This window comes from Streptomyces sp. M92, assembly GCF_028473745.1.
Classification (GTDB): Bacteria; Actinomycetota; Actinomycetes; order Streptomycetales; family Streptomycetaceae; genus Streptomyces.
The window spans coordinates 1,287,076-1,308,852 of the sequence record NZ_CP101137.1 but is presented as its reverse complement, the minus strand read 5'-3'; the positions used below and the strand labels follow the sequence as shown (position 1 = coordinate 1,308,852).

Here is a 21,777-nt window from a genome sequence, read left to right as displayed (position 1 = left end):
CACATACCAAGAGGGCCGCACGGGCAAGCGACCGTGCGGCCCTCTCGCGTTGTCCTAGACTCACCGGCATGTCAGGCCGTGACCTGTTTCGTCAGCCCCGCCGCCCACGCCGCGGGGCCGCCCTGACCTTGGTGTTCACGGGCGTGCTCGTCGCGGGCGCGGCGACCGGCTCGCTCCCCGGGACCGACCGGAAGGCCGCCTCCGACGCGGTGCGCCCGGCCGTCCCCGCCGAGCGGCACGAGGAGGTCGCCCGCGCGGCTGCCGAGGCGATGGCCGACGGCAAGTCCCCCGTGGAGGCCGCCGAACGCGTCGTCAGCCGCAGCGGTGACCGCTGGGGCGCCGTCTACTCCAGTGGCGAGTACGAGGAGTTGGAGGACGCCCTCGACGGCCGTTACACCGGCGTCGGGCTCTCCGCTCGCCGCGAGCGCGACGGCCGCATCGAGGTCTCCAAGGTGCGCGACGGCTCGCCGGCCGCCGAGGCCGGCATCCGCGCGGGCGACCGGCTGCGCAGCGTGGACGGCGAGCGGGTCGACGGGCGCCCCGTCACCGAGGTGGTCTCCATACTGCGCGGCGACGCCGAGGACGACCCGGCCGGCACCGACGTGCGCCTCGGCCTGGAGCGCGGCACGCGCGCGTGGACCGAGACGGTGCGGCGGGCCCGGCTGTCCACCGACCCCGTGACCGTACGCAGGCTCGCCGACGGCCTCACCGTCGTCCGGGTCACCTCCTTCACCAAGGGCGTCGGCGAGCAGGTGCGCTCCGAGGTGGAGCGGCTGCCGTCCGGCCCCGGCGTCGTCCTCGACCTGCGCGGCAACTCCGGCGGGCTGGTCAGCGAGGCCGTCACCGCCGCCTCCGCCTTCCTCGACGGCGGCCTGGTCGCCACGTACGACATCGACGGCGACCAGCGGGCGCTGCACGCCGAGCCCGGCGGCGACACCGCCAGACCCCTGGTCGCGCTCGTCGACGGCGGCACGATGAGCGCGGCCGAACTCCTCACCGGCGCCCTCCAGGACCGCGGACGGGCGGTCGTCCTGGGCTCGCGCACCTTCGGCAAGGGGTCGGTGCAGATGCCGAGCCGGCTGCCCGGCGGCTCGGTGGCCGAGCTGACCGTCGGGCACTACCGCACCCCCCTGGGCCGCGGCGTCGACGGCACGGGCATCACGCCCGACCTCGAGGTCGACCCGGCGGACCCGGCCGCCCTGGAGCGGGCGCGGACGGTGCTGAGCGGTCTGGGGCCGACCGCGTAATCGGCTTTCCCCGGCCCCCCTCCGTAGTGCCAAAATGGACCGCACTATGGCTAAGGAAAAAGGGCGCAAGCTGATCGCGCAGAACAAGAAGGCGCGGCACGACTACCAGATCCTCGACACCTACGAGGCCGGCCTGGTGCTGTCCGGGACCGAGGTGAAGTCGCTGCGCCAGGGGCGGGCCTCACTGGCCGACGGCTTCGTGCAACTGGACGGACACGAAGCGTGGCTGCACAACGTGCACGTGCCCGAGTACAGCCAGGGCACCTGGACCAACCACAGCGCCCGTCGCAAGCGGAAGCTGCTGCTGCACCGCGTGGAGATCGACAAGCTGGAGGCCAAGTCCCAGGAGACCGGTCACACGATCGTGCCGCTCGCGCTGTACTTCAAGGACGGCCGGGCCAAGGTCGAGATCGCCCTGGCACGCGGCAAGAAGGAGTACGACAAGCGGCAGGCCCTGCGGGAGAAGCAGGACCGGCGCGAGGCGGAGCGGACGATCTCGGCGATCCGGCGCAAGCAGCGGGCCTGAGGCGCCGGGAATAGGCTGGCACCCGTACGCGTTGGTCACGTAGGATGGCACCTGCACCCCACAGCGGGTGTGCGCACCCTCCCCGGAGGGGTTTGAAAAATGAACATGGGGATGATCGGTTTCGACAGCGGCTGTCGAAGCAGGGGAAGCGTGTCGAGGAAGCGGCCATGATCTCGTAAACCACAGGCCGAAAAAAATAATCGCCAACACCAAGCGCGATTCCTCCCAGCAGGCCTTCGCCCTCGCTGCCTGATCTCAGGTAGCAGAGCGAGCCTCCTACTAAAGGGAGTGTCAGCCCGGGGCTGTTCCCGACCCGGATCCTGGCATCAGCTAGGGGACTAAACCTTGATCCCGGTCACGGGGTGAAGAGGGAAACCAAACAGTGACTGAGCCCGTCGGAGACTTGTCCGCGTGATCTCCGGGGCCGAGAAAATCGAAGCGGACTGCACACGGAGAAGCCCTGGTTCCGCACCGTTGGACGCGGGTTCGATTCCCGCCATCTCCACAGGTCGAGGGCGACATGTGCCCGCGTGAAAGCGCGAGCCGTGTCGCCCTCGTCGTTTTTGCGTGGCACGTGGAATTTCTCGGACGGCCCCAAGGGCAAGCGGCAGGGTCGCAAGGGAAGCCGAACCGTCGGGCGGCGTTGCCCGGCGCCGTGCGGAACAGCCACCGCCCACATGTGGCCGGCCCCGAAAAGCTGAGCGATACTCAGCTTCATTCCCGCAGCGTTCGGAAGGGGCACCTTTTCGTGAACTCTGTTTCCGTTACTGCCGGTTAGCGCCCTCCTACCGGACAGTAGCTTCCTCCTCCGTCGTATCGTGTGCCTGGGGGCGATCCGTCGAATTCCGCGGCGACAGGGATACTGCTCCCACCTGTCCGCGATCTACGGGGATCAAGGGGAGCATGGAGAAACGGCTGGAGTTCCGAATCCTGGGGTCACCGGAAGTACGCGTCGGAGATGTCCAGGTGCCGTTGGGCGGACCACGGCACCGCACGATTCTCACCCTCCTGCTCCTCAGTCCGGGCCGGGTCGTCCCGGCCGACGCGCTGATCGACGCGGTGTGGAACGAGCACCCGCCCGCCACGGCGCGCACCCAGGTGTCCATCTGCATCGCGGCCTTGCGCAAGGCGTTCAAGAACGCGGGCTGTGCCGAGGAGGTCATCGTCACGGCCCACCCCGGGTACCTCCTTCGGCTGGGCCGCCACACGCTGGACACGTTCGAGTTCACCGAGCTGATCACCTCGGCCGAGACGGCGGTGCGCGAGGAACGGCTGCCCGAGGCGTCCCGCGCCTACGCGGACGCGCTGCGGCTGTGGCGCGGGCGCCCGCTGGCCGGCATCGACGGCCCGCGGGTGGAGGACGAGGCGCAGCGGCTGGAGGAACTGCGTCTCAACGCCTTCGAGGACGCCACCGCCGTACGCCTGCAACTGGGCGACCACCAGCGTGTGCTGCCCGACCTCTCGGCGATGGTCCGGCGTCACCCGCTGCGTGAACGCGCCCGCCACCAGCTGATCACCGCGCAGTACCGTTCCGGCCGGCGGGCCGAGGCGCTGGAGACCTTCCAGGAGGGCCGGCGGGCGCTGCTGGAGGAACTCGGCATCGAGCCCGGCCCCGCCCTGACCGAACTGCGCGACGCCATCCTGCAGGACGAACGGTCGCTGTCGGTACCCGACCCCGAAGACGACCAGGTGCCCGGGCCGGCGCCGGTCGGCGACCCGCTGGAGCTACCGCCCGACGTGTCGAGGCTGGCCGGCCGCAAGGAGGAAATGGCCCTGCTGGGCGAGCTGCTCGACACCCCCGGTGCCACCCGCGGCCCGGCCACCGGACTGATCACCGGCGTCGCGGGGGTCGGCAAGACGGGACTCGCGATCCACTGGGCGCACAGCGTCGCGGACCGCTTCCCCGACGGCCAGCTCTTCGCCGACCTGCACGGCTACGACGAGCAGTTGGAGCCGACCACCGCCGACGAGGTCCTCAGCCGCTTCCTGCGGTCCCTGTCCGTGCCCGCGGGCCGGATACCCGCCGAGCCGGAGGAGCGGGCCGCGCTCTACCGGAGCCTGCTCGCCGACCGCCGGGTGCTCGTCGTACTGGACAACGTGCGCAGTTACGCCCAGGTGCGCCCGTTGCTGCCGAGCGGCGACGGCTGCTGTGTGCTGGTCACGGGGCGCGAGCAGCTGCCGGAGCTGGTGGCCTGGCCGCCGCGCGCCTGGGTGCGGCTCGGGCCGCTCTCCACCTACGAGGCGGTCGAGCTGCTGGGCGGCATCGTCGGCGAGGAACGCATCGCCGCCGAACCGGTCGCCGCCGCCACCCTCGCCGAGCTGTGCGACCTGCTGCCGCTGGCGCTGCGCATCGCCGGGGCCCGGCTCGCCTCGAAACCGCACTGGACCGTCGAGCACCTGGTGGACCGGCTCAGCGACGAGCGGCTGCGGCTGGACGAACTGAGCCGGGGCGAGTCGCAGGTACGCGCCAGCTTCGCACTGACCTACCGGGGGCTGGCCGAACAGACCGCGCGGCTCTACCGAAGGCTCGGCCTGCTGGACGTACCGGACTTCTCCGCCTGGATGGCCGCCGTCCTGCTCGACACCGACCTCTACACCGGGGAACGGCTCATCGAGGAGCTGGTCGACGCGCAGTTCCTCGACGTGATCGGCCAGGATCTGTCGGGGCACACGCGCTACCGGTTCCAGAACCTGCTGCGGCTGTTCGCGAGGGAGCGTGCGCAGGACGAGAGCGCCGAGGAGCGACGGGCCGTCCTGGACAGGGTGTTCCGCACGTACCTGTTCCTCGCGGCCGAGGCCCACCGCCGTTCCTTCGGCGGGGACTTCAGCATCATCCACGGCACCGCCGTCCCGCACCGGCTGCCGCCGGAGCTGACCGACCTCCTGCTGGCCCGGCCGCTGGACTGGCTGGAGGCCGAGCGGCTCTCGCTGAGCGCGGTCGTCGCCCGGGCGGCCGACGCCGGCATGGACGAGTTCGCCTGGGACCTGACCCTCTGCGTCCTGGTGCTCTTCGAGACCCGCAACTACCTCGACGACTGGCGCGAGTGCGCGGAGCGCTCCCTGGCCGCGGCCCGCGCCGCGGGCAACGCGCGCGGCGAGGCCGCCATGCTGCACGCTCTCGGCGCGCTGGAAATGCGCCAGCGGGACTTCACCACGGCGTACGGCCTGTTCACCCGGGCACGGGAGCTGCACGAACGGGCAGGGGAGGAACACGGCGGGGCCCTGGTGCTGCGGAACATGGCGATGATCGACGAGATGCGCGGCGAACTGGACACCGCGACGCGGTACAGCACCGCGGCGCTGGAGGTCTTCCGCGCGGTGGGCGACCGCTCCTCGGAGGCCCACGCGCTGAACAACATGGCGCAGATCTGCCTGGACCGGGACGACATCGACGAGGCGCTGCGGCTGAGCGAGGAGTCGGTACGGGTCTCCGCCGCGATCGGCGAGGGCGGCGCCCGCAGCCTGGCGCTGGGCACCCACCGGCTGGCCCGGGTGCACCTGGCCCGCCGGGAGTACGAACTCGCCGAGGACGCCCTGCTCCGGGTCATCCACATCGTGCGGAGCCGGCTGGACATGCTGGGGCTGGCCCACGGGCTGCTGGCGCTCGGCGAGGCCCGGATGGGCGCCGGACGGTGGGAGCAGGCGCGGGTCACGCTGCGGCAGGCGCTGGAGACGGCGGCCCTGGTGGACAGCGCGCTCGTCGAGGGACGCATCAAACTCGCGCTCGGCACGGCCGGTCTGCAATGCGGCGATTTCCAGGAGGCTCGGCGCAGTTTTCTCGGAGCACTGGCCAATTTCGAACGCATCGGTGTGGAGGCGTGGATACGGAGAGCCCGGACCGCGCTCGCCGAACTGCCGGAGGAGAACCGGCCGACGGAGAAACAGGGAAGATAATCCGTTCGATAATGAGGGGAAAACCGAGTGCATTAGCGTGTGCTCCAGGATTTCGGTCACCACTGTTCGTACATGGGGGAAAACGATGGACTTCCGCTTTACTCACCGGCACACTGCTTCGGCCACCGGCTCCGACGACGAGAGCTGGCACTGAGCTCACGGCAGCGGCCCCGCCCCGAGCATGCTCGGGGCGGGGCCGCTGCCGCGTCCGGCTCGTTCACCGGGCGGCCGGCGACCTCGTGCCGGTGCGGGGCGCGGCCGGCAGGCCGGCGGCGAAAAGCACCACCAGTTCGTGGAAACGGTAGAAGGGCCGCCCCATCAGGTCGACGCCGCACAGGTCGAGCAGCGCACCGTCCACGAGCTGCTCCAGCCACTGTTCCGCGGTCGCCTCCGTCATGCCCAGCACCCCGGCCGCCCGATGCGCGGGGAACGGCTCGGTGCCCATGCCGGCCAGCCGTACCAGGACCGCCCGCGCGGGCGCCGGCAGGGCGTACAGCGACGCCAGCAGGGCCGCGCCGACGTCCATGCCGCCGTAGGAGAGTTCCCGCAGCCGGTTCTCCGGGGCCGCCATGCGCTGGGCGAGGCGGGCCACGGGCCAGAACGGGCGGGCCAGGAGACGGCTCCCGGCGATGCGCAGCGCCAGCGGCAGTCCACCGCAGTGGCCGAGCAGTTCCCCGGTGGCGTCGGGCTCCGCGGCCAGCCGGGCCCGGCCCGTGACGCCGGCCAGCAGGTCGAGGGAGGCGGCGGCACCGAGCGGTGCGAGTGCCGTGGTGCGGGCGCCGATGACCTGGGTGAGCCTGGTGCGGCCGGTGATCAGCACCACGACGCCCTGGAGGCCGGCCAGCAACGGGCCCAGCTGCTTTCCCTCGGCCGCGCCGTCCAGCACCACCAGCAGCTGGCGCCCCGCGGTGCGGGCACGGAGCAGCCGCACGAGGTCCTCGCACTGCCTGCGGCCGCCCTGCCCGCCCCCGTCCCCTGCCGGGGGGTCGCTCTCCTCGAGCGGCTCCCCGAGGTCGCGCAGCAGTCCGGCGAGAACGTCACCCGGCGAGCGGGGACGGCCGTCCGCCTCCGACAGCTCGGCCAGGAGCCGGCCGTCGGGAAAGTCCCCGGCCGCCGCGTGCGCCACGTGGACGGCCAGGGCGGTCTTGCCGACGCCGGCCATGCCGGTGATCAGGAGGTGGCGCGGCCCCTGTCCGGCGACCGACTCCGCCAGCTGGGTGCGCAACGTCCGGATCTCCGCGTCACGGCCGGCGAGCTGCCCGGCGGACGGGGGCAGCGTGGAGGGTGCGACGGGATCGGCCGGCTCTTCCCGCGCGAGCGGCGTGCCGCCGCCGGGGCCCGGCCCCCGGGTGCCCTTGAGGACCGCCGCGTAGGTCGCGCCGAGCGCCTCGCCGGGGTCGATGCCGAGCTGGTCGGCGAGAAGGCCCCGGCCCTCGTAGTAGCTCTGCAGGGCGTCGCTCTGCCGGCCGCTGCGGTAGAGGGCGGTCATCAGCTGGGCCCGGAGCTTCTCGCGCAGCGGGTGCTGGGCGACGAGGCCGGTGAGTTCGGCGGTGAGCTGCTCGTGCCGGCCCAGCGCGAGGTCGGCCTCGATGCGGTTCTCCAGGGTGTGCATCCGGGCCTCCTCCAGCTGCGGCAGCTCCGCGTCGGCGAGGTGCTCGGTGACGTTGGCGAGGGCGGTGCCGCGCCAGTGCCCGAGGGCCTCGGCGAGCAGCGCCCCCGCCTCCTGGTGGCGGCGCTGCGCCAGCGCCGCCCGACCGAGCCGGTCCAGCCGCTCGAACTCCAGCAGGTCCACGGCACTGTCGGGGGCATGGAGCAGATAGCCCGGGGGCCTGCGCTCGATGCGCACCTCGTCGCCGAGGAGCTTGCGCAGCCGCGACATGTACGTGTAGATCTGGGCGCCGGACGTGGCCGGCGGTTCCCAGCCCCACAGCAGGAAGTTGAGTCTGCTGTCCGACACGACACGGCCCTTTGCGAGCAGCAGGGCCGCCAGTACTGTGTGCACCTTGGATCCGGAGAGCGGAATGTGTAGTCCGCCCCTGTGTGCTTCCACTGGGCCGAGGACTCGGAAGTCCATGCGACATCCCCCGTCTGGCATGAGCGATCGATGTATCGCCACGAAGCTATGCGGGAGCCCTATTCTCGTGTTATTCGTTCGGTAACACCACGGCACGCGACCGTAACGTCCGGGAACGGACGGTCGCCACCGGTCAGTCGTCGTCGACCGTCAGCTCCCGGCCCAGGGACGCGGCGACCGCCTTGTGCACGTGCTTGCCGCCCTCGCCGTTGGTCAGCACGACGCAGCCGCTGCCGGACCGCAGTCGCAGCGAGACCAGCGCGCGGAACCCGGCGGTCTGCCCGCCGTGGCCGAACTCCACCTCTCCCAGGGACCCGTCGACGACCGTGCCCAGGCCGTAGAAGCTGCCGGGGAACGCCTCGGTGAGCATCTGCGTGGCGAGCGCGGCCGGCAGCAGGTCGGAGCAGCCCAGATGGGCCTGGCGGATCTCCGCGGCCAGCTGGGCGAGGTCGGCTGCGGTGGACCACAGTCCGCTGCCGGCCCGTACCGGCCGCACCCGGAAGCCGTCGAGCAGCGGCCGGCCGTGCCGGTCGTGCCCCGCCGCCCAGTCGTCGCGGGCGGTGAGCCCGTCGGCGGGGGGCGTGAAGGAGCTGTCCGCCATGCCGAGCGGTGCGAAGACCAGCTCCTGCGCCAGGTCGGCGAAGTCCTGCCCGGTGATGTCGGTCAGGAGCCGTTCGGCCAGCGCCCACTGGCTGCCGGCCTTGCGGAACAGGGTGCCCGGTTCGTGCTCGGCGCTCACGTCGTCCAGCACGGTGTCGAGCTTCGGCATCGGCTCCCCGGGCCGCCACCAGGTGGCGGCCGTACTGGAGAAGCCCGCCGTGTTCGACAGCAGGTGGCGCAGGGTCACGGTGGCTCCGCCGACCGTGCGGGGCGCTCGCCGCCCGCTCAGGTACCGGTCCAGGTCCGTGTCCAGACCGAGCTCGCCGAGGGCGACGAGACGCAGGGCGGCGAACGCGGTGACCTGTTTGCTGATGGACCCCGCCTGGAAGCGGGTACGCAGCGTCACGGGGAGCCGGGTCTCCGCGGACCGCTCCCCGTACACCTGCACACCCACCAGGCGCCCGTCCCGCAGCAGGGCCACGGCGGCGCCCGGCACCCGGTGCGCGGCCATGGTCCGGGATAGGTCGACGGGCCCGCCCGCCGGAGCCGGTGACGTCATGGCCGATTCCTCGCCTTCTCGTGTCTCCGCCGCTCCGGCCCCCTCGGCCGGGGTTTCGTCGAGGGCCCGCGCCAGGTCCTCCACGGTCTCGCCGTCCAGCAGCATCCGCAGGGTCAGGCCGAGCCCGGCCCGCCGCGCGGCGGCCATCACGTGCACGATCCGCATGGAGTCGGCACCCAGGTCCCGCAGCCGGTCCCGTACGCCGACGTCGGTCACGCCCAGCACCTGCGCGCAGATCTCCACCAGGGACCGCTCGGTGGCGTTGCGGGGCGCCACGTAGGCGCGGTCCCCGGCGAGCGCGGCACGGCCGGGGAGGGGCAGCGCGGCCCGGTCGACCTTGCCGGCCGGATTCAGCGGCAGCGCCGGCAGCGGGACCACGGCCGCGGGCACCATGTACGCGGGCAGCGCGGCGGCCAGCCGGTCCCGCAGCGCCGCCGGGTCCGGCTCCGCGCCGTCCGCCCCGACCACGTACGCCGCCAGCCACTTCTCGCCCTGGTCGTCGTCGCGGGCCACCACGGCGGCGTCGTGCACGTCCGGTCCGTCGCGCAGCACCTCCTCGATCTCGCCGAGCTCGATGCGGAACCCACGGATCTTGACCTGGTGGTCGACGCGCCCGAGGCACTCCAGCTGTCCGTCGGACCGGAACCTGGCCAGGTCCCCGGTGCGGTACATGCGGGAGCCGGGCGGACCGCCGTACGGCTCCGGCAGGAACCGTTCCGCGGTGAGTCCCGGCCGGCCCACATAGCCGCGGGCCACTCCGGCGCCCGCGACGTACAGCTCGCCGGTCACCCCGACGGGCACCGGCCGCAGCCCCGAGTCGAGTACGTAGGCACGGTAGTTGGGCAGCGGCCGGCCGATCGGAACCGACTCCGCGTCCGGCGCCAGGTCGGTGCCGGTGCACCAGACGGTGGCCTCCGTGGGCCCGTACAGGTTGCTCAGCCGGGCGACCCGGCCCACCAGTCGCCGCGCCAGCCCGGGCGGGCACTCCTCCCCGGTGGTGACCGCCACGACCGGCAGCCGGTCCAACCCCGCGGCCAGCAGCAGTTTCCAGCCGGCCGGGGTGGCCTGCACATGGGTGACCCCCGCGCTCTCCACCAGCCGCAACTGCGCCACCGGGTCGTGGGCCTCCGCGTCGTCGGCGAGCACCACCCGGCCGCCGGTGACCAGGGGGAGGTACAGCTCGGCGGTCGACACGTCGAAGGCGAGCGAGGTGATGGCCAGCCAGCGGTGCTCCGGCCCCGAACGGTGCCACCGCCGCATCGAGAACAACATGTTCAGCAGCGCGTACTGGCCGATCTGCACGCCCTTGGGGCGCCCCGTGGAGCCGGAGGTGAACAGGGTGTACGCCAGCCGGTGGGTGCGTGCGGGATCATCCGGATCGCGGTCGGCGGACCGGTCGGGCGGCGTCGCCGGACAGGCCGCGATCCGCTCGCGCTCCACGTCCAGGTCGACGGTCTCGCCCTGCTGCCCGGGGCCGAGCAGCGCGGCGCTCCCGCCGTGCGTCACCGTCAGCCGCGCGCCCGCCGTATCGCGCATGTAGCGCAGCCGCTCGGCGGGGAGCGCGGTGTCCAGCGGCAGATGCGATCCGCCCGCCTTCCAGATGCCGAGCAGGGCCGGCAGGGTGTCGGCACTGCGCCGCAGCAGCACCCCGACCACCGACTCCGGTCCCACCCCGGCCTCCCGCAGCCGGTGGGCGATCCGGTTGGCCCGCTCGTCGAGCTGCCGGTAGGTGACGGTGTGCCCGCCCACCTGAACGGCGACGGCGTCGGGGGTGGCCGCGGCCTGCTCCTCGATCACCTCGTGGACGTAGCGTCTCATCCCCACTCCACCTCGGTGTCGTTGAAGTCGTCCAGCACCTGGGCCAGTTCCGTAACGGACAGCAGAGAGGTGTGCACGTCGCCGTCCGGGTCGGTGGCCATGGCGTCCAGCACCGCCCGGTACATCCCCGCCACTCGCTCGGCGTTCGCCCGGTCGAGACCGGTGCTCACCGCGCGCAGCACCAGCCGGCCGGGCACATTGGCCACGGACAGCGTGAACTCGTTCGAGCTGTCGCCCGCGCCGGCCTGCACGTCGACCGCGGTGCCGGCGGTCTGGTGGAAGTCCTGGTACCGGTACATCACGTCGAACAACCTCCTTCCGCCCGCCAGTTGCTGCACGGCGGGCAACGGGTACCGCCGGTGCGGATACACCTCGGCCTCCCGGTCGAAGACCTGGCGCACCAGCTCCCGCCAGGTGCGTGCGGTCCGGTCGTGCGCGAAGGGCAGCGTGTTGAGGTACATGCCGAACACGCGTTCGCTACCCGGCGTCTCGGGACGGGCGCTGTAGACCACGCCGGTGTGGAAGGCGTCCTCACCGGCGACGGTGGCGAGCACCCTCAGGTGAGTGGCGAGCAGGACCGCCTTGAACGAGGTGTCGGTGGACCGGGCCAACTCGCGCAGCTCCGGCTCGATGTCGCGGAAGTCCACGGAGAGCTTGAAGTCCTCCCGCGGAGCGCCGTTCCCCGCGCCCCACTCCTGCGGCAGCCGGCACGGCGCGTACTCGTCGACGATGCCCTGCCAGTACGAGCGGTCCTCGTCGGAGGCGAGGGCCTGCTGCTCGGCGGCGACGAAGTCGGCGTAGCGAACGGCCACCGGCTCCGGTTCGCCGGGCACTTCGCCGGCCGCGTACGTCTGGTACAGGCCGAGGACCTCCCGCAGCAGCGACTGCTGGCTCCAGCCCTCCGTGATGGCGTGGCAGTGGGTGAAGCCCAGGTGCCATGCCTCGTCCGACTCGACCAACGCGGCGAACCGCAGCAGCGGCGGCCGCTCCAGGTCGAACAGCGCGGCCCGCTCGGCGGCGATGTGCTCCTGCCGTGCCGCGGTGAACCCCTCGGCGTCCGTGCCACGCAGGTCCCGCACCACGACCTGGGGTTCGGCGACCGGATGCACCAGCTGCAACGGCACCGAGAAGCCCTCCAGGTCGAAGGAGGTCCGCAGCATCTCGTGCCGCTCCACCACGGTGCGCGCCGCGTGACGCAGGGCCTCGGTGTCGAAGGGACGTCCGTCGTTGATCCGGAAGGTCGCCGTGTTGTGGTACTTGTGCAGCCCGTCGCCCGCGAGCATCTCGACCAGCATGCCGAGCTGCACCTTGGCGACCGGGTAGGCGTCGACGGTTCCGTCGGGGAGGCGGTCGCGGTCTTCGTCGGCGATGAGGGCGAACGGTTGCACCGGCTGGTGGCTGTCGGTGGTGTCGCCGCCGTGTGTGAGTGTGGCGGCGAGGTTGGCGACCGTGCGGTGTTGGAAGACGTCGCGTACGGCGGCTTCGAAGCCTTCGGCGCGCAGGGCGCCGACCAGGGCGATGGCCTTGATGGAGTGTCCGCCGAGGTCGAAGAAGTTGTCCTCGGCACCGATTCGTTCGACGCCGAGTACCTTGCTCCAGATGGCGGCGATGCGTTCTTCGGTGGGGGTGCGGGGGGCGATGTAGGTGTCGGTGGTGGTGGTGTCGTCCGGGTCGGGGAGGGCGCGGCGGTCGAGTTTGCCGTTGGCGGTGAGGGGGATCGCGTCCAGCTGTATGTAGTGGGACGGGATCATGTATTCGGGGAGGGCGTCGGTGAGGTCGGGGGTTTCGCCGACGATGTAGGCGATGAGGCGTTGGTCCTGTTCGGAGACGGTGACTGCGGCGTCGGTGATGCCGGGCTGGGTGATGAGGGCGGCGCGTACTTCGCCGAGTTCGATGCGGTAGCCGCGGATCTTGACCTGGTCGTCGATGCGGCCGAGGAATTCGACGGCTCCGTCCGTACGCCAGCGGGCGAGGTCTCCGGTGCGGTACATCCGGCTGCCCGCCGGGCCGTGCGGGTCGGGCAGGAAGCGGCTCGCGGTGCGGGCCGGGTCTCCGGCATAGCCCCGGGCCACACCCTGGCCGCCTACGAACAGCTCACCGACCGCCCCGATGGGGACGGGCTGGAGGTGGGTGTCCAGGACGCGCATGGTCATGTTGGGCAGGGGGCGGCCGATGGGTACGACGCCGGCGAAGGCCTCCACGAGCGGGAAGACGCAGGTGCCGACGGTGGTCTCGGTCGGTCCGTATTCGTTGAGGACCTTTTCGTCGCCGAGGGTCTGGCGCCAGCGTTCGACGAGGGCGCCCGGGAGTGCTTCGCCGGCGACGACGATCTTGCCGGTCAGGGTGGTGATCTCGTCGTCCGTCAGTTGGCCGGAGAGGATTTCGAGGTGGCCGGGGGTGAGTTTGATGAAGGAGAAGGGTCCCGTTTTGGTCAGGGCCGATCCGAGGTCGGTGAGTTCGCCGTTGTGGAGCCAGGTGCGTTGTCCGGCGGCGAGGGGTGCCCAGAGGTTGGGGACGACGAGGTCGAAGGCGACGGACGAGAAGACGGGTGCGCCGCCGGTGCCGGCCGAGGTCAGTTCCCGTACGGCCCAGTGGATGTGGTTGACCAGGTTGCGGTGGGTGACCTGGACGCCCTTGGGGCGGCCCGTGGAGCCGGAGGTGAACACGGTGTAGGCGACCGTGTCCAGGTCCATGGCGGTCGCGGGTGCGGTGGTCGGCAGGTGGGTCAGGTCCTCGTCCGCGTGTACGACGGGTACGTCGAAGCGGTCGGCGTACGCGGCGGAGGTGACCGCCACCCGAGCCTGGGCGTCCGTGACCATGCCGGTGATGCGTCCGGCGGGCAGGACGGGGTCCATGGGGACGTAGCCGGCTCCCGCGCGCCAGACCGCGAGCAGTGTCACGATCAGGTCGGCCGAGCGGTCCAGTAGCACGGCCACTGACGACTCGGGTCCCACGCCGGTCTCACGCAGTCGGTGTGCGAGACGATTGGCGCGGGCGTCCAGCTCCGCGAACGACACCGTCTCACCGTCCGACTCGACGGCCACCGCGTCCGGGCGCCGCTCGACCTGCTCGGCGATCAACTCCGGCACGGAACACTGCGGTACCGGCACCGTGGAGTCGTTCCAGGTGGTCAGCACCCGCTCGCGTTCGCCGGTCGGCAGGAAGGTCTCGCGGGCGTCGCCGTCCACGTCGGCGGCCATGGACTCCAGCACCGCCCGGTACATCGCCGCCAGCCGGTCCACCGCCGCCCGGCCGAGTACCGCCGGGTCCGCGGTGAGCAGCAGTCCGCTGCCCCGGGCGGCGACGGCCAGGCCGAACTCGGTGGCGCCCTCACCGTCCCCGGAGTCCGCGTCGACGAGCTCGCTGTCGGCCTGGGCGTCGGAGAGGTCGAGGTAGCTGAAGCGGACGTCGAGAAGCCGCGTACCGTCGCCCAGCTCCCGCTGCATCACCGGCATGGGGAAGCGGCGGTGCGGCCACAGCTCGGTCTCCCGGTCGAAGACCTGGTGGATGAGTTCGGCCCAGGTTCGGGCACCGCGCCGGTAGGCGAAGGGCACCGTGTTGAGGTACATGCCGTAGACCCGCTCAGCGCCCTCGTGCTCGGGCCGGCCGCTGGAGACGAGGCCGGTGCAGAAGGAGTCCTCGGCCGTGAGCTGGCTCATCACCTTGAGGTGTGCCGCGTGCAGGACCGCCTTGAGCGAGGTGCTCGTGGTACGTGCCGCGGACTGCAGTGCCGTGGTGAGATCGGCGAGCGGCACCTTCACGGTCACCGCCTGGTCGGCGGGCTCGGCGTCGCCCCAGCCGGCCGGCAGTTCGAACTTGGCGTGGTCGGTGAGGAGGCCCCGCCAGTAGGAGCGGTCATCCTCGGAGTCGAGGGACGCCTGCTCCGCCGCGACGAAGTCCGCGTACCGGACTCCGGGCACCGTGGCCTCGCGCAGCTCCTCGCCGGCGCGCAGGCGCAGGTAGCCCTCGACGATGTCGCTGAGGAGGGTTCGATGGCTCCAGCCCTCCGTGATCGGGTGGCAGACGCTGACCGACAGCCACCATGCCTCGTCGGACTCGACCAGTGCCGAGACGCGGAGCAGCGGGGCCCGGTCGAGCTGGAAGGCGGTGGCCCGCTCGGTGATTATGTGGGCCCGGCGTGCCTCGGCCTGCTGCTCGAAGCTCTTGCCACGGAGATCGAGCACGGTGACGGGGAGTTCCGCCGTCGCATGGATCAGCTGAAGAGGCACCGAGAAGGCGTCGAGGTCGAAGGACGCCCTCAGCATCTCGTGCCGCTCCACCACGGACCGTCCGGCGCGACGGAGGGCGTCCACGTCGAACGGACGGCCGTCCTTGATCCGGAACGTCGTCGTATTGTGGTACTTGTTCCGCCCGTCGTCGGCAAGCATCTCGACCAGCATGCCGAGCTGGACCTGTGCCAGCGGGTAGGCGTCGACGAGTCCGTCCGGGAGGCGGTTGCGGTCTTCGTCGCCGATGAGGGCGAACGGTTCCACCGGCTGGTGGGTGTCGGTGGTTTCGCCGCCGTCCCTCAGGGTGGCGGCGAGGTTGGCGACCGTGCGGTGTTGGAAGACGTCGCGTACGGCGGCTTCGAAGCCTTCGGCGCGTAGGGCGCCGACCAGGGCGATGGCCTTGATGGAGTGTCCGCCGAGGTCGAAGAAGTTGTCCTCGACTCCGATCCGTTCGACGCCGAGCACCTTGCTCCAGATCGCGGCGATGCGTTCTTCGGCGGGGGTGCGGGGGGCGACGTAGGTGTCCGTGGCGGTCTGGTCCGGGTCGGGCAGGGCGCGGCGGTCGAGTTTGCCGTTGGCCGTCAGAGGGATCGCGTCCACCTGCACGTAGTGGGACGGGATCATGTATTCGGGCAGGAGGTCCGTGAGGTCGGGGGTTTCGCCGACGATGTAGGCGATCAACCGCTGGTCGCCCTCGGAGACGATGACTGCCGCGTCGGTGACACCGGGCTGGGCTACGAGTGCGGCGCGTACTTCGCCGAGTTCGATGCGGTAGCCGCGGATCTTGACCTGGTCGTCGATGCGGCCGAGGAATTCGACGGCTCCGTCGTGCCGCCAGCGTGCGAGGTCTCCGGTGCGGTACATCCGGCTGCCCGCCGGGCCGTAGACGTCCGGCACGAACTTGTCGGCGGTGCGGGCCGGGTCTCCCACGTAGCCGCGGGCCACGCCGGCGCCGCCGACGAAGAGTTCACCCACCGCCCCTACGGGGACGGGCTGGAGCTGGGGGTCCAGGACGCGCATGGTCATGTTGGGCAGGGGCCGGCCGATGGGTACGACGCCGTCGAAGGCCTCAGCGAGCGGGAAGACGCAGGTGCCGACGGTGGTCTCGGTCGGCCCGTACTCGTTGAGGACCTTTTCGTCGCCGAGGGTCTGGCGCCAGCGTTCGACCAGGGCGCCCGGGAGTGCTTCGCCGGCGACGACGACCTTGCCGGCCAGGGTGGAGATCTCCTCGTCACTGACCTGACCCGAGAGAACTTCGAGGTGGCCGGGCGTGAGCTTGATGAAGGAGAAGGGACCTGCGCCTGTCAGTGCGGAGCCCAGCTCGGTGAGTTCGCCGTGGTGGAGCCAGGTGCGTTGTCCGGCGGCGAGGGGTGCCCACAGGTTGGGGACGACGAGGTCGAAGGCGACGGACGAGAAGACGGGTGCGCCGCCGGAGCCGGCCGAGGTCAGTTCCCGTACGGCCCAGTCGACATGATTGACCAGGTTGCGGTGGGTGACCTGCACGCCCTTGGGGCGGCCCGTCGAGCCGGAGGTGAACACGGTGTACGCCACCGAGTCCAGGTCCAGGGGCACGTCGGGGGCCGACTGGGGCAGGCGCGAGTAGTCGTCCTCGACCCGCACCACCGGCACCACGAACCGGTCGGCATACGCGGCGGACGTGACCGCCACCTGCACACCGGCGTCCGTGACCATGGCGGTGATCCGGCCGGCGGGCAGGACGGGGTCCATGGGGACGTAGCCGGCTCCCGCGCGCCAGACCGCGAGCAGTGCCACGATCAGGTCGGCCGACCGGTCCAGCAGGACAGCCACCGACGACTCGGGCCCCACGCCGGCCTCCCGCAGCCGGTGGGCCAGACGATTCGCGCGGGCGTCCAGCTCCGCGAACGACACCGCCTCACCGCCCGACTCGACGGCCACCGCGTCCGGGCGCCGCGCCACCTGCTCCGCGATCAACTCCGGCACGGAACACTGCGGGACCGGCACCGTGGAGTCGTTCCAGGTGGTCAGCACCCGCTCGCGTTCGCCGGTCGGCAGGAAGGTCTCGCGGGCGTCGCCGTCCACGTCGGCGGCCATGGACTCCAGCACCGCCCGGTACATCGCCGCCAGCCGGTCCACCGCCGCCCGGCCGAAGTGGTGCCGGTGGCCGGTGATCACCATGAAGCCCGCGCGGGTGGAGACTCCGAGCGGGAACTCGGTGGGGCTGTCGTCGATCGTGGCCGGGTAGTCGACGAGGTCCTGGTCGACCTGGCGGAAGTTCTGGTAGCTGAAACGGACGTTGACGAGACGTTCGCCGCCGCCGAGTTCGCGTTGCATGGCGCCGAGGGGGTAGCGGCGGTGCGGCCAGACCTCGATCTCCTGGTCGAAGACCTCACGCACCAGTTCCCGCCAGGTGCGGGCGCCGCGCCGGTGGGCGAACGGCAGCGGGTTGAGGTACACGCCGTAGACCCGTTCCGCGCCGGCCGCCTCCGGACGGGCGTTGGTGACGAGGCCGGTGAAGAACGCCTCCTCGGGAGTGAGCTGGCTCATCACCTTGAGGTGCGCGGCGTGCAGGACGCTCTTGATCGGCACCTTGGCCTGCGTGGCGAGGGTGCGCAGGCCGGCCTCCAGGTCGTGGTAAGGAACCCAGGAGCGGTTGAGGCCGCCGGGGGTGGTGGCCGGATCGTCGCCGAGACCGGAGGGGATCTCGAAGGGCGTGTGCTCGTCGAGGATGCCCCTCCAGTAGGCGCGGTCCTCCTCGGCGGCGAGGGATTCCAGTTCGGCGGCGACGAAGTCCGCGTACCGGATGTCGGGGGTGTCCGGGTCGGGGACGGGCTCGTCGGCGCGCAGCGCGTGGTAGGTGGTGACGAGTTCCATCAGGAGGGAGTGGTGGCTCCATCCTTCGAGGACGGCGTGGCATTCGGTGAGGGTCAGCCACCAGGAGCCGTCGTCGCAGGCGTGCCCGGTGAAGCGGATCAGCGGGGCGCGGGTGAGGTCGAAGAGCTGGGTGCGCTCCTGGGCCATGTAGGCGCGCAGCGACGCTTCGACGGCGTCGGCGTCCAGGCCGGTGAGGTCCCGTGCGGCGACGGGGGAGTGCACGTCGGCGGCGGGGTGCACGAGCTGGAGCGGGACGGAGTAGCCCTCGACCGCGAAACTGGACCGGAGGATCTCGTGGCGGGCCAGGACGGTGTCGACGGTCCGCTGGAGGACGTCCGGGGCGAGGGGGCGTTCGTCGAGAATCCGGAAGCAGGTGGAATTGTGGTAGTGGTTGCGGCCGTCGTCGGCGAGCATCTCCACGACCATGCCGAGCTGCACCTGGGCCAGCGGGTAGGCGTCCACCAGTCCCTCGGGGAGACGGCCGCGGTCCTCCTCGCCGAGCAGGGCGAAGGGCGCGACGGGTTGCCGGGGGGCGGCGGGCGCGGGGCGGCCGGTGACGAAGGCGACGAGTTCGGCGGGCGTCCGGTGCTCGAAGACGTCGCGGACGGTGACGTCGTACTCGCTGCCCCGCAGGGCGCCGACCAGGGCGACGGCGCGCAGGGAGTCGCCGCCCAGGTCGAAGAAGCTGTCCTCGACGCCCACCGTCTCCACTCCGAGGACGTCGCGCCAGACGGCGACCATCTCCTCCTCGGCGGGCGTGCGCGGCGCCACGTGCGCGGCGTCGACGCCGAGGGCACTGCGGTCGGGGGCCGGCAGGGCGGCCTGGTCGAGCTTGCCGTTGACGGTGAGCGGGATGCGGCCGACGACGAGGAACGCGGCCGGGATCATGTAGTCGGGCAGCGTACGGGCGAGCAGGGCGCGCAGTTCGCTGGGCGCGGCGACGGCGTCGCCGGTGGGCACGACGTAGGCGATGAGGCGGCGGTCGCCGGGGGTGTCCTCGCGGGCGACGACCACGGCGTCGCGGACCCGGGGATGCGTGGTGAGCGCGGCCTTGATCTCGCCGAGTTCGATGCGGTGACCGCGGATCTTGACCTGGTGGTCGATGCGGCCCAGGTAGTCGAGGCTGCCGTCGGGACGCCGGGAGGCGAGGTCGCCGCTGCGGTAGAGGCGGGTGCCGGGGGTGCCGTAGGGGTCGGGCACGAAACGTTCGGCGGTGAGGGAGGGGCGGCCGAGATACATGAGGGCGACGCCGGGGCCGCCGACGTGGATCTCGCCGGGCACGCCGACGGGCACGAGTTCGCCGTGCGGGCCGAGCAGGTGGACCTGGAGGTCGCGCAGCGGCACGCCGACCGGGTTGCCGGTCTCGGCGTCCAGGTCGGCCTCGGTGACGAGGTGGAACGTGGTGTGGACGCAGGTCTCGGTGATGCCGTACAGGTTGGCGATGGCGGTGGCGTCGAGGCCGCGGCGCTCCACCCAGGGGCGCAGGGCGGGGATGTCGAGCCGCTCGCCGCCGAACGAGATCACGCGGACGGCGAGTTCGCCGATCAGGGGGTGGTCCTCGGCGGCCAGGGAGACCAGGCCGCGGAAGGCGGACGGGGTCTGGTTGAGAACGGTGACCTGCTGCTCGGCGAGCAGGCGCAGGAAGTCCTCCGGGGACCGGGAGACGTCCGGCGGTACGACGACGAGCCGGCCGCCGTGGGCGAGGGCGCCCCAGATCTCCCACACCGACATGTCGAAGGCGTACGAGTGGAACAGCGTCCACACGTCGTGCTCGCCGAAGCCGAAGTGCTCCTCGGTGGCGGTGAACAGGCGCAGCACGTTGGTGTGGCTGAGACCGACGCCCTTGGGCCGGCCGGTGGAGCCGGAGGTGTAGATCGTGTAGATCAGGTCGCCGGGGGTGACGCCGGAGTCCGGGTCGTGGCCGGGGGCGGCGGCCAGCGCGGCGGCCTCGGCGGGGTCGTCGAGGACGACCAGCCGGCCCCCGGCGGCGTCGCGCAGGTGGGCGGTGTGCCCGGTGGAGGTGACGACGAGGTCGGCACCCGCGTCGCGGAGCGTGTAGGCGATACGGTCGGCGGGGTGCTCGGGGTCCAGCGGCAGGTAGCCGGCGCCGGACTTGAGGACGCCGAGCAGGGCGGGCACCAGGTGCGGGCCGCGGTCGAGGGCGACGGCGACGAGGCGGCCGGGGGCGGCGCCGAGGGAGCGCAGGCGGTGGGCGAGACGGTTGGCGCGGGTGTTCAGCTCGGCGTAGGTGAGGCTTTCGGTGCCGCAGACCACGGCGACGGCGTCGGGGGTGGCGGCGGCGCGTTCCTCGACGAGCTGGTGGACGCAGCGGGTGGGCGCGTCGAAGGTGTGGACCTCGGGCAGCAGCACGGCGAGGTCGTCCTCGTCGAGCATGTCCAGGCGGGACAGGGGCCGGTCCGGGTCGGCCGCGGCGGACGCCAGGAGCCGTCGCAGGTGGCGGGCGAGGCGCTCGACGGTGGCCCGGTCGTAGAGGGCGGTGCTGTACTCCAGGGTGCCGGTGACGGAGCCGTCGTCGGCCTCGCGGAGCTGGAGGGTGAGGTCGAAGCGGGAGACCTGTGAGGTGGCGGTCAGGGGCTCGGTGACGACGCCGGGCAGGGTGAAACCGGTGGTGCGTTCGCGGTGCATGGTGAACGCGACCTGGCACAGCGGGGTGCGGGACATGTCCCGTGCCGGGGCCAGCTCGTCGACGAGCCGGGCGAAGGGGTACTCCTGGTGGTCGAAGGCGTCCAGGACGGTCTCCCGGGCGCCGGTGAGGAGCTGCCGGAAGGTCGGGTCGCCCTGCCACCGGCCGCGCAGGACCAGGGTGTTGATCCCGTAGCCGATGAGCCCTTCCAGCTCGGGCCGGTCGCGGCCGGAGACCACGGTGCCCACGGCGATGTCGTCGCGGCCGGTGTAGCGGGAGAGCAGGCCCTGGTAGCCGGCGAGGAGGGTGTGGAAGAGGGTGGCTCCGTGCTCGGCGCCCAGGTCGCGCAGCGTGCCGGCCAGCGGGGCCGGCAGATGGACGGGGACCGCGTCCCCGGCGTAGGACCGGGTGGAGGGGCGCCGGCGGTCGGTCGGCACCTCCAGCGGGGTGAGGCCGGCGAGCCGGTCCCGCCAGTGGTCGAGCTGCCGGTCGAGTTCCCCGGAGCCGAGGCGGCGGCGCTGCCAGGCCGCGTAGTCGGCGTACTGCACGGGGAGCGGGGCGAGCGGCGAGGGCTCGTCGCGGCCGAACGCCTCGTACAGGGCGGCCAGTTCACCGAGGAACAGCCCCACGGACCACTCGTCGCAGGCCACGTGTTGGAAGACGACGACCAGCAGGTGGTCGTCCTCCTCGACGCGGATCAGCCGCGCCCGCAGCGGGGCGCCCTCGGCCAGGTCGAACGGGCGGCCCGGTTCGGCCTCGGCGAGCCGGCGGGCCCGCTCCTCGCGCTCGGCGGGGGTGCCGGTGCCGGTGAGGTCGTCGACGGGGAGGTCGAACCGGCCGGGAGGGTCGATCAGCTGGACCGGATCGGTGCCGTCCAGGGCGTAGCGGGTGCGCAGGATCTCGTGGCGGGCCACCAGTTCCTCGAAGCCCCGGCGCAGCGGCTCGGTGGAGAGCCGGCCGCGCAGCCGCAGCACCACGGGGACGCTGTACTCCCAGCTGTCCGGGTCGAGCCGGCTGAGGAACCACATCTGCTGCTGCCCGTGGGAGAGGGCGAGCGGGCCGTCGCGGTCGACGGGGGTGACGGCGGCCCGCCGGCCGCCGCGGCCCCCGGCGAGCCTGGCCCGCACCAGCTCCTCACGCCTGCTGTCGACCGATCCGCCGCCGCCGTCGACCGATCCGCCGTCATCGACGGATCCGCCACCGTCGGCCGTTCCTTCGCTGTCGACCCGTCCGCCCGTGCGGACTTCGCCCGTGGTCATGCTGAGCGCCCCTCCCGACCTTCGTTCCGTACGACGTGTCTCGTGTGGTGCCTGCGTGGTGCACGTGTGGTGCC

General features: G+C 72.2%; 6 protein-coding genes and 1 other RNA gene. 4 read left to right on the top strand and 3 right to left on the bottom strand.

All coding sequences use genetic code 11. From position 1 onward, the window contains the following. Positions 1–68 precede the first annotated feature (68 nt). The 4 genes from M6G08_RS05835 to M6G08_RS05820 all read left to right on the top strand — a co-directional run bounded on the left by M6G08_RS05835 (position 69) and on the right by M6G08_RS05820 (position 5,667). Positions 69–1,247, top strand: coding sequence for a S41 family peptidase (locus M6G08_RS05835; protein WP_272586118.1), 1,179 nt, complete (start codon positions 69–71; stop codon positions 1,245–1,247). 46 nt (positions 1,248–1,293) lie between these two features. After that, positions 1,294–1,773: an SsrA-binding protein SmpB gene (gene smpB / locus M6G08_RS05830; protein WP_272586117.1), complete on the top strand. Its 480-nt coding sequence runs from the start codon at positions 1,294–1,296 to the stop codon at positions 1,771–1,773. Between the two features lie 107 nt (positions 1,774–1,880). Then, positions 1,881–2,281, top strand: a transfer-messenger RNA (tmRNA) gene (gene ssrA / locus M6G08_RS05825). Positions 2,282–2,676: 395 nt separating this feature from the next. Then, positions 2,677–5,667 (top strand): AfsR/SARP family transcriptional regulator, encoded by a 2,991-nt coding sequence (locus tag M6G08_RS05820; protein WP_272586116.1) that lies wholly within the window; start codon positions 2,677–2,679, stop codon positions 5,665–5,667. Positions 5,668–5,884: 217 nt separating this feature from the next. Here M6G08_RS05820 and M6G08_RS05815 read toward each other — a convergent pair whose 3' ends face one another. The 3 genes from M6G08_RS05815 to M6G08_RS05805 all read right to left on the bottom strand — a co-directional run bounded on the left by M6G08_RS05815 (position 5,885) and on the right by M6G08_RS05805 (position 21,703). Further along, complete coding sequence (locus M6G08_RS05815) at positions 5,885–7,624, bottom strand: AfsR/SARP family transcriptional regulator (protein WP_272586115.1); 1,740 nt, start codon at positions 7,622–7,624, stop codon at positions 5,885–5,887. A gap of 250 nt (positions 7,625–7,874) precedes the next feature. Further along, entirely contained in the window at positions 7,875–10,718 is a 2,844-nt protein-coding gene (locus M6G08_RS05810; protein WP_272586114.1) for a non-ribosomal peptide synthetase, read from the bottom strand. Then, positions 10,715–21,703 carry a non-ribosomal peptide synthetase gene (locus tag M6G08_RS05805; RefSeq protein ID WP_272586113.1) on the bottom strand — a complete coding sequence of 3,663 codons (10,989 nt, stop codon included), beginning with the start codon at positions 21,701–21,703 and terminating at the stop codon, positions 10,715–10,717. The genes M6G08_RS05810 and M6G08_RS05805 overlap by 4 nt, the downstream gene beginning before the upstream one ends. Between the last annotated feature and the right edge of the window lie 74 nt (positions 21,704–21,777).